A 17,058-nucleotide genomic window follows, 5' to 3' on the forward strand; every position below is an offset into this window, starting at 1 on the left:
CCTACTCCTGCCCGAACCAGGTGTTGGTTATCTCCTGGTACGTCCCGTCGTCGCGGACGGTCGCGAGCCCGTCGTTGAGCGCGGACTGTAACTCGGACTCGCCCTGCCGGAGGCCGAAGCCGAACCGCTCGCCCGTCTCCTCGACGAACGCGACCGTCACGTCGCGGTTCGCGGCGAACGTCTCCGCGACCGGGTTGTCGACGACGACGGCGTCGATGTTCCCGTTCACGAGGTCCTCGACCGCGAGGACGTAGCTGTCGTACGTCGAGAAGTTGCTCTCCGGGATGATCCCCTCCCCGACGAGGTTCGACTGTACCTGATCGGCGCCGGTGGTCCCGGACTGGGCGCCCACGCGGACGCCCTCGAAGTCCGCCCACCCCGACGGCTGGAAGTCGCCGCCCTCGCGGACGAGGATCGCCTGATCGGACTCCCAGTAGGGGTCCGAGAAGGCGATCGTCTGCCGGCGCTCCTCGTTGATGGTCATCGCGGCGGCGATGACGTCGATCTCCTCGTTCTGCGTGAGCGCGGGGATCAGCCCGTCGAAGTCGAAGGTGGCCCACTCGCCGAGCTCGTAGTCGGTCTCGGCGACGACCGCCTCCAGCAGGTCGATGTCGAACCCGACCAGCTCGCCGTCCCGCCGCATCTCGAACGGCGGGAAGCCGGGCGCGGTGCCGGGGGTGATCGTCATGCTGCCCTCGCTCTCGCCGAGGCAGCCGGCGAGGCCGGTCAGTCCGACGGCGGCCGATCCGCCGGTCAGTTTCAGGTACGTCCGACGGCTCACGTCGCCTTGGGTACGGCGTGTCATACCCGTGCGAGTACGGCGAGCGATTTCAACCTTTCCTCCCTCGGGCAGGGTCAACCCGTCTCTGGGGGTCGGACATCGCCTTTGCCGAGGTGGCTCACAAAAGCTCGGCCGCGCGGCGCCGGTCAGTCGCCGCCGATCGGGACGGAGCCGTCGCGCATCCCGTCGGCTCCGCGGAGGGTCCACGCCGCGCCCGCGGCCAGCGCGACCGCCACGCCCAGCGCGACGAGGTTGATCTGCTGCCAGACGACGGTGTAGAGGACGAGGTCGCGGCCGAGCAGCAGCGTGCCGACGAGCGCGGTCATGGACCCGGCGGCGAGCGCGCGGACGGTGCCCGCGGTGTCGGCGTCGAGGCCGGGGTACCCCGACCGGACCGCCTCCGTCGCGTACGCCACCGTCGCGACGAGCCCGAGGTGGCCGGCGAGCCCGGTGGCGTAGAAGGCGGCCTGCGCGGGCGGCGCGTAGGTGAGGAACGGCACCGCGCGCGAGAACACCGCGCTGGCGACGATCCCCGCGACCGCGACGCCCGCGGCGGCCCGTAGTAGCCGAGCGTTCCCTCGGCCGCCGCCCCAGATGGTCGCCAGCCCGAGCAGCGTGAAGATGGTCAGCGCCACGATCAAGTGCGCGGCGTGGGTCGACACCGTGTACCCGCCGGGAACGAGTCCGCCGAGGGTGACGGTGATGGCGCCGACGGTGATCTGAATCGGGAGTATCGCGACCGCCAGCGTCGCCGCCAGCCGAGTCCGGCGCTCGAACCCGGAGCCGAGCCACGTCCACCCGGCGACGCCGACGATAAGGAACCCGGTCACCATCGCCCACGCCCGGTGGAACCACTCGATGAAGTCGGGGTTGATCGTCAGCGCCGGGATGAGCTGGTCGGAACACAGCGGCCACTGGGCCTGGCACGCCAGCCCGGAGCCGGTCGCCGCGGTGTAGACGCCGAGCGAGAAGAGGACGAGCGTCATCCCCGTCGTCGCCGCCGCGTATCGCCTGAACGTTAGCCACGCGGGCCGAAGACTCATTGGCCGAATTCGGGTGCGCGCGCACTTAGACCGTTCGGCCGCTCCCCGTGACCGGGAAGCTCGAATGCCCCTCGCTCCCGGGAAGCGCGCGTCTCGCCCGCCGGCTTCCGAACGCTTTTGACTGACCAGTCAGTCAGTATTGGCAGGTACCGAATGGACGACACGGAACGACCGCTCCCCGACGCCGCGTACAGCCCCCTCCGCGAACGCGACGACGCGACCCCTTCGGCGGTGAGCCGCTGATGGGGCTCCGCGATTCGGTCGACTCGCTGTTCAAGGGAGCCGACGAGCTCGACCTCACCTCGGGCGACATCGGGTGGCCGCTGTTCTTCCTCTCCTTGCCGATCGTCGTCCAGAACCTCTTTCAGGTGCTGTACAACCTGGCCGACACCTTCTGGCTCGGCCGCTACAGCACCGAGGCGCTGTCCGCGATCACGTTCGCGTTCCCCGTCGTCTTCCTGATGATCTCGCTGGCGCTCGGCGTCTCCGTCGCGGGGAGCGTCCTCGTCGCGCAACACACCGGCGCCGGCAACGAGGAGCGCGCCGCGTACGCCGCCTCGCAGACGATGGCGTACGCGGCCGTCATCTCCGTCGTGCTGGGCGTGTTGGGATACGTCTTCGTCGACGACGTCACCGCGCTCCTCGGGGTGAACGAGACCGTGGCGCCGCTCGTGGTCGAGTACATGCGCGTCTACGCCGTCGGCCTCTTCGCCGTCTTCGGGTTCGCGGTGTTCATGTCGCTGATGCGCGGCTACGGCGACACGGTGACCCCGATGTACGTCATGGCCGGGTCGGTGGTCCTCAACATCCTCCTCGACCCGATCTTCATCTTCGGGTTCGACGCGAACCCGCTGTTCGGCTTCCTCGGACTCGGCGGGCTGGAGGCCGCGGCGTTCGACGCGACCGGGTTCGCCGGCTGGGGGATCGCCGGCGCCGCGATCGCGACCGTCGGCTCGCGGGCGCTCGCGCTCCTCGTCGGACTTCAGATCATGTTCCGCGGCGACCGGGGCGTTCGGATCCGGCTCTCGGAGATGCTTCCGGACCCGGAGTTCGGCAAGACCGTCCTCGGTATCGGCCTGCCGGCTTCCGCGGAGGGGGCGGCGCGGTCGGTGTCCATCACCGCGCTGCTCGTCGTGGTCGCGAACTTCCCGAACGCGGTCAGCGGGGCGTACGGCATCGGGACGCGGATCTTCTCGGTGATCTTCCTGCCGGCGCTCGCCGTCTCGCAGGGGATCGAGACGATGACCGGACAGAACATCGGCGCGGAGGAGCTGGACCGCGCCGCCGAGACGAACCACTTCGGCGCGCGCGCCATGCTCGTCCTGCTCACGGCCGGCGGCGGGATCATCGTCCTCGCCGCGCGGCCGATCGCCGGCGTCTTCTCCCCGGACCCGGCCGTGGTCGACCACGCGACGACGTTCCTCCGCGTGAGCGGCCTCTCGTTCGGATTCATCGGCGCCATGCGCGCGTACACCGGCGGCTTCCGCGGCGCCGGCCACACGATGATCGCGGCCGTCATCTCGCTGATCACGCTCGGTTTCGTCCGCCTCCCGGTCGCGTGGGTCGCTGCCGGTTCCCTCGGCGCGATGGGGCTGTGGATCTCGTTCCCGATCTCGAACGTCGTCGGCGGGATCGTCGCGTACCTCTGGTTTAAACGCGACACCTGGCGCGACGGGAACCTCACCGAGGAGGAGCCGGCGGCCGAGGAGATCGGATCCGGCGTCGCGTCGCCCGACAACGACTGACAGGAGCGGCGGTGTCGGGGACCGAGCGCGCCGGCTTCGCGCCGCGCTATCCCGAAAGCTCTCGCTTCGCCGTCCGCGCTCGCTCGGACATCTCCTCGTTGCCGTCGACGTCGGCGAGCGTCTCGACGGCCTCGAGCTTCCTGACGGAGTCGTCGAGGAAGGAGAGCACGTCGCCGGTGTACGCGTACACCATGTAGTCGTCGGTCATCACGTCGACGATGGCCTGCGGGCCCAACCCCTCCGCGCGCAGTTCGAGGACGTAGCGCATGAACTTCTCCTCGGGACAGCCGCAGTAGGGGTTCGCGTCGCAGTCGCAGTCGAGGAAGTCCTCGGCGAAGTCGAGGACGCGGTCGCGGGTCGTCTCGTCGAGCTTCGAGAGACCGTCGCCGGTGAAAAGCAGATCGAGCGTGGCGCCGGCGAACGCTCCCTTCGGGATGTTCGTCTCCAGCTGGGAGGCGAGCTGGCGGTGGTTCTTCACGTAGATCTTGTCGGTAAAGGCCACGGTTACGCTCCGATACGCCGGGGATCCTGAAAAGCGGCGCGGTGATCGGGAAGGCGAGCGACGCGTCGTTCGGCCGCGCCGCCCCGGACGCCACTCGATGCCACGCCCGTCCGGGAGTCGTAACCGTTATTTACCGAAGCGGGGTACTTTGCGACGCGTGTCCGGGTTAGGGTAGTGGACTATCCTTCAGCCTTGTGGAGGCTGAGACGCGGGTTCGATTCTCGCACCCGGACCTAAGCTTCTAACGCCCGAATTCGGCACTTTAGATTTGGGTCTCAGCCTTCTACGGCTGAGACGTTGAGAACTAGGAAGTTCGGCTTCTGGACAATGTCGTCAGGAGTTCAGATACCCTCGATACGTACCTCGCCTCCGCTCACCAAATTTGATGCTGTCAATCTCAACCGTGGGCAGGCGATTCTCAAATGGAGGGTGGCCCGAACTCTGTCGAAGGAACTTATTGACAGCACGTTGCTGGGTATATTATGGCAATAGTTCGCTGTCAAGACCATCCCCCTCGAACGAACCGCTATTCAATTGCGGTAAAACCGGTCGGCTATCCCGACACGGCACTGATGTGTGGTAGAGAAGAACACGAAGCTGCTGGCTGGGTGTATCTTCTGCCCGAAGAGTACAGTGAATATCAAGATGGTAAGCGCGTCTTCGGGCTCTGGGGTCCTGACTCTGAAGAGACCGCGGCGCAGGTTCGCGTCAGTGACGACACAGTCGAGGGACTTAGCAAATGGGTAGACTCTGAGGAAGACGACTCCGGACCATCACTTCAGTCGCAGTCAAGCATAGATAACTACTGACGGCAGGCGTTCTAATCGGCGAACAGAATCACCCTCATCTTTTATGTTCAGCCCACGTTCACAATAACCAAATGAGTGATGTGTCACCCGACTCAGCGGGTTGGGAACAAGACCCTCCAAGTATATTTGAGGCTTGCGAGCCCCGCCAAGATGTTCTCATCGGGGAACTCGCAGAAGACCAATTTGCTGCGAGTCTTGCGGCCGTAGCCCATTCCGACGACGCACCAGCGGTTTACAGCAAGCCATCGCTGTTCTTCGAAAAAACATATCCAACTGATGGGCTCCGAGACCTCCTCAACAGACTCACGACGCGGTTTGTGGCCGATAACCGTGGAGAATACAGTGGTACGAACGGTGTCCTACGGCTTGACACCTCTTTCGGAGGTGGGAAGACGCACAATCAGATTGCCGCTTACCATTTGGCAGAGCAGCCTTCGGCCGTCCCAGAACTCTCTGATTTCCTTGCTGATGATGAACTCGCGGACGCATACACCGAGGCTGCCGCGCTTGGACTGAGCGTCAATACCGGAGTATTCGTCGGAACGCACGTCGATGCGACGAATGCCCGATGTGACTATACTGACCCCGATGCTCCCAAGACGAAGACCATGTGGGGGGAGCTTGCCTACCAGTTGTTTGGACAAGAAGGCTATGAGTTCCTTCGCGAAAACGACGAGCAACGGTCTCCGCCCGGAAGCCAGAAACTCGAACGGCTGTTCGACCGACACGAAAACCCATCTCTAATCCTTATCGACGAAATTGCAGCGTATCTTGAGCAGGCCGCTGCAGTCGAAGTTGGTGACTCGACACTCGCCAAACAGACAAATACATTCCTTATGTCCCTGCTGTCGGCAACACAGAACACCGACCAACTCACGGTCGTGTTGAGTATCGCCGACACTGCGTTCCACGACCGTGCTGAGGATGTTCGGGGACTGGTTGCCGAGACTATCTCCGAATTCAACAGTATCACTGACCGTACTGAAGGGTCGATTACACCAACTGAGGACGAGGAGGTGGCGTCTGTTCTTGGACACAGACTGTTTGAGGACGTTTCGGAAACTGCTCGTGAGGCTACCGCCGATGCCTACGCCTCGTTCTACAATAGTGACCGGGAATCTTTCCCGGAACACGCGAGTTCCATCGAACATCAAGAGCGGCTGGCAGACAGTTACCCGATTCATCCGACGGTAATCGACACACTCACCGAGGAGCTTGACTCACTACCTTCCTTCCAAAAAACACGTGGGGCCCTTCGGCTCCTCTCCCGGGGAATCCACCAGTTATGGAATTCTGAGGATAGGGAGGATGAACGCCACTACGTTCGGCTGTTCGACCTTCATCCGTCTGATAGTGACGTGTTCACGACGCTCCTCCGACTGTTCAGTTCTGTCGACATGGACTTCGAGGCGGCCATCAAGAACGACATCTACTCTGACGATGGGACGGCTCATGCCGAAGAGGAAGACCGAAAGTGGACAACGAAGGGACACCCACCTCTTGGTACTCATCTGACGACCACTATCCTCTGGAAAAGCATCGTCAAGGGGGCAGACGGACGTGGGACAACACGTCGTCCAATCCGACATGCCGTTGCTCATCTCGACGTGGAGCTCGCGCACTACGACGACGCATTGACCAACCTTCTCGGTGGAGGTCGGCAGTCGGCGTGCTTCTTCCTCCACGGTGACGCTGGTGAGAAAATCCAATTCAAATCGGAAGCAAATCTCACCAAGACCATCGACTCGGTCGTCGACCGGCTGAAAGAGGGACTAGCCCGTCGGCATCTGGAGGAGGCACTTGAATCCGCGTTGGGAGAAGGAACCCTCAACGTCATCGTCGGTCCCGAAGAGCCACACAACGTTCCCGACGTGGCGGACGAAGCTCACCTCTGCGTCATGGACTTCGATACGGTGAGCGTTCATGACCCGGAAGACGTTCCCAGTGTCATCCAGACGCTTCACGAGAACACCGCATCATCTAGTGGCGGACAGTTCTCCCCGCGCGTGTACAAGAATAACATCGTATTCCTCGCTGCTACCGGTGACGCGATACGCGATGCCGAGCGCACTGCAAAGCGTGTGGCTGCTATCAAGCACATACAGACTAAGCTCGGCGAGGAGTTCGACCTGAATGAGAGACAGCAGGATGAGCTGATTGAGCGTCTCGATAAATCCAAAGGAACGCTCGACCAAGACATCAAAAAGGCGTATACCCACCTGTACTATCCCAGCGACGGTGGGTTAGCTCATCGTCGGATTACCACAGACACGACCATCCATCAGGCTGTCATCGACAAGCTGGAAGAATCCGGGAAAATCATCCCAGAGGGTGAGGGAGCCTATGGTGTCGAGTGGTTCGAGAAGACGCTCTGGAACAAAGGAGCCGACTCGATGACCACGCGGGCCCTCGAAGAGCAGTTCGGCAAACGAACGAGCGTGAAGGACGACTCTGGAAACGTCCACGATGTCGAGATACTGCTCTCTCCAATCCCGCTGCGGAAGACGATAGCTCGGATGGTCTCCGAAGGCGAATACGCGTATTGGAATGGGGAGACCAATACGGGGTATTACAGCGAGGGTACGACCATCCATGCTCACAGCAACGACCTCAGCGAAGCGAACAACCTCAAGACCGGGCTCGGCTACCGAGACGTGAAGCTGGCCAAGTCCCACCGCGTGTACGACTCGCTTGAAGGACTCATTGAGGAGGTCGATGTCGACTGGGACACGACGATTACCTGTTCTGATTGTGGTCAGACCTTCGACTCGCAGGAGGCGTACGACGAGCACGAGTGTGATTCGCCCGAGAAAGTAACTTGCGACGAATGTGGAGAGACCTTCGCCAGCCAGCCTGCGTATCAAGACCACCTTCCATGCCCGGACGACGACGGCCCACTTCCAATGTCGGCGAGTGCGTCAACCTCATCTCCATATCACGTGCCTCGGGCTCTGAAGGAGATGCGAGCGGACATCGACACGGCCATTGAACAAGCTCGGTCAGAATACTCGGGGCACCCCGACGAGATAATAACGACAGTTGAGGGCGTTTGGATTCGGATAGAGGGTGCTGACGGATGGAAGGGCGCGTGGTTCACGGCGAATAAGCTGGGTGACTCCGACGAGTTCGCAGACCACACGCTCGTCAACTTCGACTACACCGCTTACGATGAGGGCAGGTCGACGGTGGATATCACTTACCGGGGTGACCCGTCAGCGTTCGCTGACCACTTCCGATTCAACATGGAACCAGAAGATTTCTCCACGCCAAACGGTGAGCGGACGGCCGAGGCAGACTTCAGTATCGAATTCAACGAGTTAGACGACCCGATGCTCTACGGGGAGACTTTCGAGGCCCTTGACGACTTGCTCGCCGTGGACAATGCGTTCACGGTAACGATGGAAACGGAGGTTGAAATACGAACCCGCGACCAAGGAGACTCGTAACTATGAGCAAGGGTCAGGGCTTCATCGAGGGTGAGTCGTTCGCATTCACAAGCGGTGTCTACGGCGACCGGCCGACGTTCATCCTCACTCGGAACCGCGTGGACGACCGAGCGGAAATCACACTGTACGAACTCGCACCGAAAGAAATCGCCACGGCACGACAGGAGCGGTTCGACCAAGTTCACAAATCGACTCAGGTGACGACCGTCGAGCTAGGCGAAGCCATCGTCGGGGGAGAGACTCCCGCTGACCTCAACGGTGACAAGCTCGGGCACGACTGGGCAAATTGGTGTGCAATCAAAATCGCCACACTCCGTGGGAAGCGGTTCAACGAGGTGAGCTATCTCATCCAGTCGACGCTTCGCGAAGCTGGGCTGGAGCCTGAGACCGTCTGTACGGGTGCGCCGGCGAGCCTCTCCCTCCCGGAAGCCGCTGGCGTGCGGTTGTCAATAGCGTTCCGGGCGATGAAGCACGTCCAACGGCGCGACCGCCTGCGGGCAATCGCCGATGGTATCTCACAGATGAGCCTCGGAGAGTGCTACTACTGGCACGCCAAGGCACGGTCTCCGACCTCCCCAAACGGAGTGAAGGCACTACGAACGCTGCTTGCCGACAATATCGAGTAACTACTAATCCATGAGCGAGAAAGTCACTGATGAGACCGAGACGACGGAACAAGACTCCCCAGACAAGGTGGTAATTGAGAGGAAGCTTCCGTTGACTGCCATTGACATAGAGAGTCAGAAAGACATGAAGGCTCGCCGGTATCACTCTCTCCGAAGCCTTCACAAATGGTTCGCTGCGCGGCCCACGCCTGCTTCCAGACTCTCTGTACTTGGGTCTGTCCTGCCCGCCGAGGTTGATGACGACGAATTATTGAAATTAATGCAAATCGGCCCAAAGGAGCTCCAGTCCGGGCGAGCCGAATACGTCGAGAGAAAGTTCTCCGAACCCAAAGGGAGCGGCGGACTTGACGACCATTACGGATATCCGAATCCAAACACGCAATCTCCGACGACTACAGAGTTAGAACAACTTCACAAACAAGTGGCGGAGGCATGGGGAGGAGAACTCCCAACGGTTCTGGACCCAACTGCTGGTAGAGGAATCATCCCGTTTGAGGCAGTCAGGTACGGTCTTCCGGCGAAGGCTAGCGAGCTAAATCCTGTTGCCTCGCTCATTATGAAAGTGGCATTGGAGTACGCTCCTGAAATTGGCTCCCTTGAGAGTGAGGTCAAAACGTGGAAAGAGAAGATACACGCGGAAGCTAAGAGCAATATTGAGGAATACTACCCAACTGAGAACTCCGACCATGAGATTCTGAATTCGTCGGTAACCTATCTCATCAAGTGTGATTCATGCGAAGGGGACATTCCGCTCGTGATGAAGTGGTGGTTGAACAAGACAAGTAACGGCGGTGATGCGGTGAAGCCAATCTATGATTCAGGCGAAGTTCACTATGAACACGTAAAGGTTCAAAATACGGATAGTGACTATGACCCTCAGGACGGTCCGGTCACGCGCGGGAGTGCTGAGTGTCCACACTGTGGGGTCGTGACTGAGAGCGACGAGGTTCGAGAGAAAATCAAGGACGGAGAGTTCGAGTACAGCGTATATGGAGTGAACTACGAAGACGGTCAGGGAGAGTGGAAATTCCGTGCAGGGTCGGAGGTTGATATGCGCGGAATGGAGAAGGCAGCGGAGCGCGTTGAGACAGACTTTGGGATGATGGACTTCCTCTCGGAACCAATTCCAGAGGGACAGGAGACGGAGCGGCTACCGAGACATGGAATGAACGAGTGGAGGGACATATTCACTCCCCGGCAACTCGTTGTTCATTATGAGTATTTACAGTCATTTGATAAATATAAATCAGAAGTACGCGACCAATACGACTCCAGAGTAGCCGATGCCATCCTGACTCTCCTTGCTTTAGCTTCAAGCCGTGCTTTGAGTTTTAATACGCGGCTCAGTCAGTGGTATGACGAAATTGGCTGTCCTGATAAAATATTCACAGACAATAATTTCTCTCCAAAGAAAATGTTCACAGATAATAATCTTTCTGCGCCAAGAAGAGGTTATTTACAACGAATTGAACAGGTGTTGGAGTCGTATGAGGACCTCGCCTCATATGTTGAGGGCTCTAACCCTGCTGAAATAGCACAGATGGATGCAGCCCAACTTTCAGAGAGGTGGGATGAAGATTCGGTTGATGTGGCAGTTGTGGACCCCCCATACTACAGTAGCATAATGTATGCTGAACTCTCCGATGTTTTCTATGTTCTTCAGAAGGAGTATCTCAAGGATATTCATTCGGACATGTTCTCTTCAAGACTGACAAACAAGGATGACGAAGCTGTTGCTAATCCTTCTCGCTTCAATGAGATAGCGGGTGATGAGAAATCCCAATCAGAGTTAGCAAAACAAGATTACGAGAAAAAGATGACCTCAATTTTCGAGGAGGTGAACTCTCTTCTCTCGGATACAGGAGTAATAACCGTGATGTTCACCCACCGAGACATGGATGCTTGGGATACGCTCACGACTGCATTTATTGAAGCTGGATTCACAATCTCGGCAACCCACCCAATAAAAACCGAGCAATCAGATAGAGTCGGAATGCAAGGCAAAGCAAGCGCAGACAGTTCAATATTCCTCGTAGGGCGGAAGCAGGCTGTAGGTAGAGGGTCAGAATCCACGTTATGGGAGGATATTAAGCGAGACATTGCGGAGGTGGCGGAGCAAGAAGCACGGAGTATCATCGAATCTGGGTATAATATCTCTAAAACCGACATGGCGATTGCCGCGTATGGTCCGACTCTCCAGAAATTCGCACAAGAGTATCCGGTCGTTGATAAGAAAGGTGAGCCGGTTCGCCCCCGGGAGGCACTCTCTGAAGCAAGAGAAGCGGTCACAGAAGTCATCGCTAAAACCTTCCTTAACACCCGAGGGATAGACAATTTGGACACCTTGACACGCTGGTACATTCTCGCATGGCTCATCTACGAGAATGATACCTTCCCATATGACGAAGGAAATCAGCTGGGTGTGGCTGCTGGTGTGGACATTAACGATATAAAACAGCCGACCAAAATCTGGGGGAAGAGCCGCGGCGATATTCAGCTAAAGGACTACGATGACCGGGTTCAAGATATAGTTCTGCTCAGGGACGACTCAGTCGACAATCCCTCTTCGAGAAAGTACCCGGTTGACCCGACGGATACCAGATTCACGTATACAATTGATGCTGTACACTCCGCTATCCACGTCTACGAGCGAGAGGGCGCGAGGGCAGCGTGGGACTGGCTGACCGAGCGGAATCTCAAATCTGACGACGCATTCGAGGTCGCCGTAACCGCACTACTTGAGGTTCTCCCCGAAGAGAACGATATGTACGAAACGCTCGTCAATCTCATCTCCGGCGAAACAGGTGAGTACCTCGACATCAACGTCGACCACATCGATATGTCAGGCGTTGACCGACAGACCTCTCTTGGTGACCACGCAGAATGACACTCCACGATGTCTCGTGGCGACCGGTGTATGAGAGTGGCTTCGGCCGCGACGAGACGTTGATGGACGCGTTCTATCGACCCTTCCTTAGTGAGGTTGTTCGGTATGACCGTCTCGCAGGCTACTTGAGCCTCCGCAGTCTCGCCAATGCTCTCGAAGGCGTCGACTCACTATTAGAAACCGAGGGTCAAGTACGTGTCATCGCTGGAGCCGACCTACAGGAACGCGAAAAAGGTGCCCTGTTCCCCGACAGCGACGAACCACTCTCACCGTGGGTCGAGTCCCAACTCGCCATCATTGGAACGCTACTTGACCGGGGAGACCTCGAAATCCGAGTCGGTGACCCTGCTCCCGGTGGCGGGATATTCCACCCGAAGCTTGGTATCGGAATCGACGATGCTGAGGAGCCGAACAAGCTATCTTTTGAGGGTAGCGTCAACGAGACGTTGAGTGCGTGGCAACACAACTACGAGCGGTTCAAGGTCCACCGCTCGTGGATGGACGGCGAGCGCAAGTACGTCGAAGAAGATGTTAACACCTTCCAGCGGCTCTGGGAGGATTCTCACCCCTCTGTCGATGTGTACGAGCTCGACGAGGCTGCCCAGCAAGATATCATCGACTGGACGGAAACAGACCGCGACCTCGACCAACACGTCGAACGCGTTCGCGAACACTCACCCGAAGCGATAGTCTCGGAAACTGCCGCTGGGGAAGTTGTCGCCGCCGCCGGGCGCACCCCGGGTGGACTACACCTTGCCGAAGATATCAGTACGCTCGAACAGATATGGCCCCATCAGCGGACGATTTCCGACACGGCAGTTTCCATCTACCCGAACAATCTCCTATTCTGTGACGAGGTCGGACTGGGGAAGACCATCGAAATCGGATTGACGCTCTCTCGACTCGTACACACCGGTCAGGTTGAGAATGCGCTCCTGCTCGTCCCGGCTGGATTGGTACAGCAGTGGCAGGACGAGCTGCTCAACCGATTCAATATCCACGCTTACTACCACGACAGGGCGTACGACGGGGACTATCTCGTCGGGCCATTCGGTGGTCCAAGCGACCATCGAGTCAAGCTGGATGGCTGGCGGCAAGCTGATACGTGGAGCAATACCCCTATTGGAGGGTACGTCCGTGACCGCGACGAGCCGAGCGTCATTATCCAGTCGTGGCATACCGCTCGTCGGGAGAACAACCAGCCCCACGTCGCTCCTAAGCGCGATGACACACTCTGGGACCTCACGGTCGTCGACGAGGCCCACAGCGCACGAGAGGAGACACAGCTATACGACCTACTCACTAGAGTCGAATCGGTCTCGGAATGTCTCTACGCTCTCACAGCGACCCCGATGCAGCTGAACGTGGGAGAGCTGTACGACCTACTTCGGTTGGTCGACCTCCCTGAATCGTGGGACGACAAAGAACAGTTCGAGGAGTTCTTCGAAACGCGCCGAGTGCTTGAAGAGAGCCTCGATGAAGTGGACACGGGCTCTCCGGGGTCGGCCCTTGCCGAACAGACAGTTCTTGATTCTGTCCGGAAAGAACTGGAGCTCAGCGATGACAAGGAAGGAAAGCAGCTCGCTCAGAGCCGCATCGAAACGTTCGCCGAGATGCTCCACGACCACATCGACGCCCATCTCGGCTACGACGGCCGAGCACAGGAGGTCGTGGACAGCACCGACTCGCTTGGACTGAAACAGCGCAAGTCGCTTGAAAAGTTGGTTGGACTCAGAGAGACATCCTCGCGGTTCGACAACCCCCGCCGTCTTGCGTTCGACTGTGGCGTCGAAGGCTGGGAAGCACTCGTTGAGGCGGCCGAATGGGCGACACCCGTCCAGTCCCGCATCTTCCGGAACACTCGGTCGGTCTTGGAACAGTGTAAGGAACTGGGTCTGTTAGAAGACACCGTCCCAAAGCGGTCAGTCGAGACGAAGCGAATCGACCTCGGAGAGGCAAAGCCGCTGTACGACCGGGTCGAAGACTACATCGACGACACCTACGAGGCATCGCAGAAGGCTCTCACCGGAAAAGAGAAGCTCGCACTTGGATTCGTGATGACGACCTACCGTCAGAGGCTCACGAGCAGTCTCTACGCTATCAAGGAGAGCCTCGGCCGCCGCATCGACAAACTGGACGAAGAAGTTGAGGATATGACCGAGGAGGTTTCGCAGCTCAGTCAGGATACGGGAGTAACTGAAGCGACGATTGACGAGGTCGTCGGGCAGACATCGCTTGACGCGTACCGGCCGACCGGGGACCTGAGCATCGTAAGCCGTGAGCTCGAAGAACTCCGTGACTTCATTGACGAACTAAACCGTGCAATCACCGACCCGAAGATTGTCCACCTGCGGAACGACATCAAGAGCCTCCGACAGGACGCTCGTGACAACATTGTCATCTTCACTCAGTATCAGGATACCCTTGACCACATTCGACACACACTGACCGATACACACCCGAATGTCGGCACCTACAGCGGGTCGGGTGGAAGTCGGTACGACGCTGAGACTAACTCGTGGGAAATAGTTGGGAAAGAAACAATCAAGCAGGAATTCACCAGCACGGGTGGGACGAATATCCTAATCTGTACGGACAGCGCGAGTGAAGGGCTAAATCTTCAGACAGCAGACGCCCTCATCAACTACGACTTGCCGTGGAATCCGATGCGCGTTGAGCAGCGTATCGGTCGTATCGACCGAATCGGACAGACCAATCCAGTAGTCAAAATCATCAACTACGCCTACGAGGATAGCGTCGACGGTGACATCTACGAAGAGTTAGAGAAGCGGCTTGACCTCTTCGAGGACGTTGTTGGGCCGATGCGTCCCGTTCTTAACAGTCTTGAAAGCGACATCAAGACCGCGGTCATGGACGATAACTTCGGAGATACGGGCGAACAGATAACTGAACAAGCCGAGGAGCGCGCCGAGGCGGCTCAAAGAGAAGCGGAAAATGCAGGCCTTGACGAGGATGAGGAAGAAGAGGTAACGCGAGAATCGCTCATACGTAATTCAGGACTGATTGGTTGGGGTGATACTCACCATCCAGCCTTAGAGGGTGTCGGCCAGCGTAACCGTCCATATGAGCCAACCGTGAGTCTTGAACTAATGGAGACTCTTCTCACACAGAGCCGAGAATTAGACGCAGCTGGCTGGGAATTCACTGCGCTACGGAACCACGACCGGGCTGATGAGTATCCCGGAACAGCTAGAGGTGCGTACGTTCTGGAGGGGCCTGAGGAGATAGACGTTGAAATCCCCGAAAGCGCAACTGCGACTGCGCAGGCTGAGCTCCGGAATGGAGATGACGTGGTGGTTACGTTTGACCCTCCAGTTGCGGAGGAATTCCCATCTATCCGTCTGCTGCTTCCGGGTGACCCACTCTTTGATGCGCTTGTTTCTACCACGGCCCAAGCTAGTAGTGGTGATATCGTCTTTGTCTGTGGATACGGTGAGAAGGAGGGGTCTGAACGTGTTGTGGCAGAGTCAACATACGAGGCAACCGACGAAGCGACTGTGGTCTTACCGGCTGTTGATGACGATGGGCCTGCTGATTTACCGGAAGGAACGTCCCTACTCAGCGTCTCCGAGGCGAAGAGGACCGTTCGTGATTGGTTGGAGTTAAACTAGTTGTCTCAAACTGTTTCACATCTGGTGAGAAGGGAAATCGATTGTTCGTTCAACAAATAGTGAGTAGCAACCATAATGGAATAACGCTGAAATCCTCTGTAACACTCCAGTCCGTGTCCCGGGTTATGACGACGCCATGTTCGGCATCAAACTCTTGCATAAATCGACGCAGCGATTGTTTAGCGTCTTCCTCGCTTCGAGTGAACGCAAGGGCGAACGGCAGAGGAGCTCCCTCCGTCGAGACGATATGGTCTACAGTCGCCGCTGTTTTCTCCCAGTACGGAACCGGTTCATCGCCTCCGTTATAGTAGTATGAAAGCCGCTTGAGGTGGTCGAAAATACTGACCGTTACAAGTCGACGCTCGTCCTCCACATCCAGTATCGAATCCGGAGAGATTTCAGATAGTGCGACGATGTACTGTGGGTCACGTGGTTGTAGACGGACTGTCCGCCGTCGCTGGTGCTTGTACTGATACGCTGGCGTTACGATGAAGAAATCACGGAGGACATCGAGATATCGCTGGAGTGTGCGACGGTCGCAGTCCAGTCGGTCGCTAAGCTCCGTGAGCTGGAATGTCTCACCCGGTGAGGTGGCACTGATTGCGCACAGCGCGTGTAAGTCGCTTCGCTGCTCGAACTGCTGGAACCGTGGGATATCTCGGTAGACGGTCAGCTCCAAGTTACGGGCCACTTCTGACGCTTGATTTTCCGCCCGCCCTCCTCTCGTGATATAGTGTCGAACTCGTCGCTTGATATCGCGCTCGGCCCCCTCAAGGCTCTTGGACAAATCGGATAATGAACTCGAAAGTTCCGCAGGGTCACCGTCGGTAGTTGCTCGTTTTAGCGATTGCCGGACGTCGTATCGCGTGTCGCCCACTTCGAGTAACTCGTCCGGGGCGGAGTCGTTCCGGATAGAGTCGTAGAACTTCTGCGGAAGGATGATTTCGTCAAAATCCTCGGCCTCGGGCTGAAACTCTTCGAGCAAGCCGAAGTCGGCTTGGTCGATGGTTGGTAAGGAGACGGCGACTGTCAGGTCCGAGTATGAATCGAGTGCGGAAGCGACTTGCCGTGCCCAATCGGGGCTGGCGTGTACATCGTCAATGAACACGTATGCCTCATCTTCTTTCCCCTGTTCTGCCCGTACATACGTCGTAAACTCTTCGATGGACTCTGCTATCACTCCAGAGCCAATCTGATACTGTGGATTCCCCAGTGGCAGGTATAGGACGTTTCGTGGATGCGTGTCGTGCTCAGAAACGAGGCTATCAATAATTTGGTGTATAATCGTCGTCTTCCCGATACCGGCAGGCCCCGCGTACGCCACGAAACGGTTTTCAAGCACCGCGTCCCGCTTATATGTGAAATCAGAACGCTGTCTCGACACGTACGGTTCTGCGCTCTCAGCCGTTCCTGACTCCCACCACGGATTGTGGTTCTGTTGGAGGTCGTCTAACGCGCTCATAATTATCTCGACGCTGGTGTCTGAATATGTGCGATATCCTCACCCGTGGCCTTACCATTTCTGATTGAGGACCTCAATACGCAGCTATTTGTTTCTCTTTCTACTCTCCAGCCCCGCTACAGAAT

Annotated in this window: 10 protein-coding genes and 1 tRNA gene; 7 read left to right on the plus strand and 4 right to left on the minus strand. The window is 58.1% G+C overall.

Features of this window, described 5'->3' with window-relative positions; genetic code table 11:
* Position 1 precedes the first annotated feature (1 nt).
* Entirely contained in the window at positions 2–805 is an 804-nt protein-coding gene (locus tag BM286_RS13635; protein WP_092923557.1) for a basic amino acid ABC transporter substrate-binding protein, read from the minus strand.
* A gap of 122 nt (positions 806–927) precedes the next feature.
* Positions 928–1,824, minus strand: coding sequence for a COX15/CtaA family protein (locus BM286_RS13640; RefSeq protein ID WP_255510142.1), 897 nt, complete (start codon positions 1,822–1,824; stop codon positions 928–930).
* A 242-nt stretch (positions 1,825–2,066) separates the two neighbouring features.
* Between BM286_RS13640 and BM286_RS13645 the strand changes: the two genes are divergently transcribed.
* Complete coding sequence (locus BM286_RS13645) at positions 2,067–3,569, plus strand: MATE family efflux transporter (RefSeq protein ID WP_092923563.1); 1,503 nt, start codon at positions 2,067–2,069, stop codon at positions 3,567–3,569.
* A gap of 46 nt (positions 3,570–3,615) precedes the next feature.
* Here BM286_RS13645 and BM286_RS13650 read toward each other — a convergent pair whose 3' ends face one another.
* Positions 3,616–4,071 (minus strand): DUF5814 domain-containing protein, encoded by a 456-nt coding sequence (locus BM286_RS13650; protein WP_092923566.1) that lies wholly within the window; start codon positions 4,069–4,071, stop codon positions 3,616–3,618.
* Between the two features lie 160 nt (positions 4,072–4,231).
* Here BM286_RS13650 and BM286_RS13655 point away from each other — a divergent pair.
* The 6 genes from BM286_RS13655 to BM286_RS13675 all read left to right on the plus strand — a co-directional run bounded on the left by BM286_RS13655 (position 4,232) and on the right by BM286_RS13675 (position 15,471).
* A tRNA-His gene (locus BM286_RS13655) sits at positions 4,232–4,304 on the plus strand.
* A 249-nt stretch (positions 4,305–4,553) separates the two neighbouring features.
* Complete coding sequence (locus tag BM286_RS15270; protein ID WP_143103879.1) at positions 4,554–4,880, plus strand: hypothetical protein; 327 nt, start codon at positions 4,554–4,556, stop codon at positions 4,878–4,880.
* Between the two features lie 71 nt (positions 4,881–4,951).
* Positions 4,952–8,326 (plus strand): ATP-binding protein, encoded by a 3,375-nt coding sequence (locus tag BM286_RS13660; RefSeq protein ID WP_092923569.1) that lies wholly within the window; start codon positions 4,952–4,954, stop codon positions 8,324–8,326.
* Positions 8,327–8,328: 2 nt separating this feature from the next.
* Positions 8,329–8,952: a DUF7680 family protein gene (locus tag BM286_RS13665; RefSeq protein ID WP_092923572.1), complete on the plus strand. Its 624-nt coding sequence runs from the start codon at positions 8,329–8,331 to the stop codon at positions 8,950–8,952.
* 10 nt (positions 8,953–8,962) lie between these two features.
* A complete protein-coding gene (locus BM286_RS13670) occupies positions 8,963–11,839 on the plus strand; it encodes a DUF1156 domain-containing protein (protein ID WP_092923575.1) in 2,877 nt (958 codons plus the stop codon).
* Positions 11,836–15,471 carry a DEAD/DEAH box helicase gene (locus BM286_RS13675; protein WP_092923578.1) on the plus strand — a complete coding sequence of 1,212 codons (3,636 nt, stop codon included), beginning with the start codon at positions 11,836–11,838 and terminating at the stop codon, positions 15,469–15,471. The genes BM286_RS13670 and BM286_RS13675 overlap by 4 nt, the downstream gene beginning before the upstream one ends.
* Positions 15,472–15,520: 49 nt before the next feature.
* Here BM286_RS13675 and BM286_RS13680 read toward each other — a convergent pair whose 3' ends face one another.
* Positions 15,521–16,933, minus strand: coding sequence for an AAA family ATPase (locus tag BM286_RS13680; protein ID WP_092923582.1), 1,413 nt, complete (start codon positions 16,931–16,933; stop codon positions 15,521–15,523).
* Positions 16,934–17,058: the final 125 nt, after the last annotated feature.

Origin of the sequence: Halorubrum sodomense (genome assembly GCF_900111935.1) — an archaeon.
GTDB classification, from domain to species: Archaea; Halobacteriota; Halobacteria; order Halobacteriales; family Haloferacaceae; genus Halorubrum; species Halorubrum sodomense.

What these genes read in the sequence shown, in the direction of transcription:
- BM286_RS13645 (WP_092923563.1), top strand. Translation starts at nt 2,067, where the DNA reads ATGGGGCTCCGCGATTCGGTCGACTCGCTGTTCAAGGGAGCCGACGAG.
- BM286_RS13665 (WP_092923572.1), top strand. Translation starts at nt 8,329, where the DNA reads ATGAGCAAGGGTCAGGGCTTCATCGAGGGTGAGTCGTTCGCATTCACA.
- BM286_RS15270 (WP_143103879.1), top strand. Translation starts at nt 4,554, where the DNA reads ATGGCAATAGTTCGCTGTCAAGACCATCCCCCTCGAACGAACCGCTAT.
- BM286_RS13640 (WP_255510142.1), bottom strand. Translation starts at nt 1,824, where the DNA reads ATGAGTCTTCGGCCCGCGTGGCTAACGTTCAGGCGATACGCGGCGGCG.
- BM286_RS13670 (WP_092923575.1), top strand. Translation starts at nt 8,963, where the DNA reads ATGAGCGAGAAAGTCACTGATGAGACCGAGACGACGGAACAAGACTCC.
- BM286_RS13675 (WP_092923578.1), top strand. Translation starts at nt 11,836, where the DNA reads ATGACACTCCACGATGTCTCGTGGCGACCGGTGTATGAGAGTGGCTTC.
- BM286_RS13680 (WP_092923582.1), bottom strand. Translation starts at nt 16,933, where the DNA reads ATGAGCGCGTTAGACGACCTCCAACAGAACCACAATCCGTGGTGGGAG.
- BM286_RS13635 (WP_092923557.1), bottom strand. Translation starts at nt 805, where the DNA reads ATGACACGCCGTACCCAAGGCGACGTGAGCCGTCGGACGTACCTGAAA.
- BM286_RS13660 (WP_092923569.1), top strand. Translation starts at nt 4,952, where the DNA reads ATGAGTGATGTGTCACCCGACTCAGCGGGTTGGGAACAAGACCCTCCA.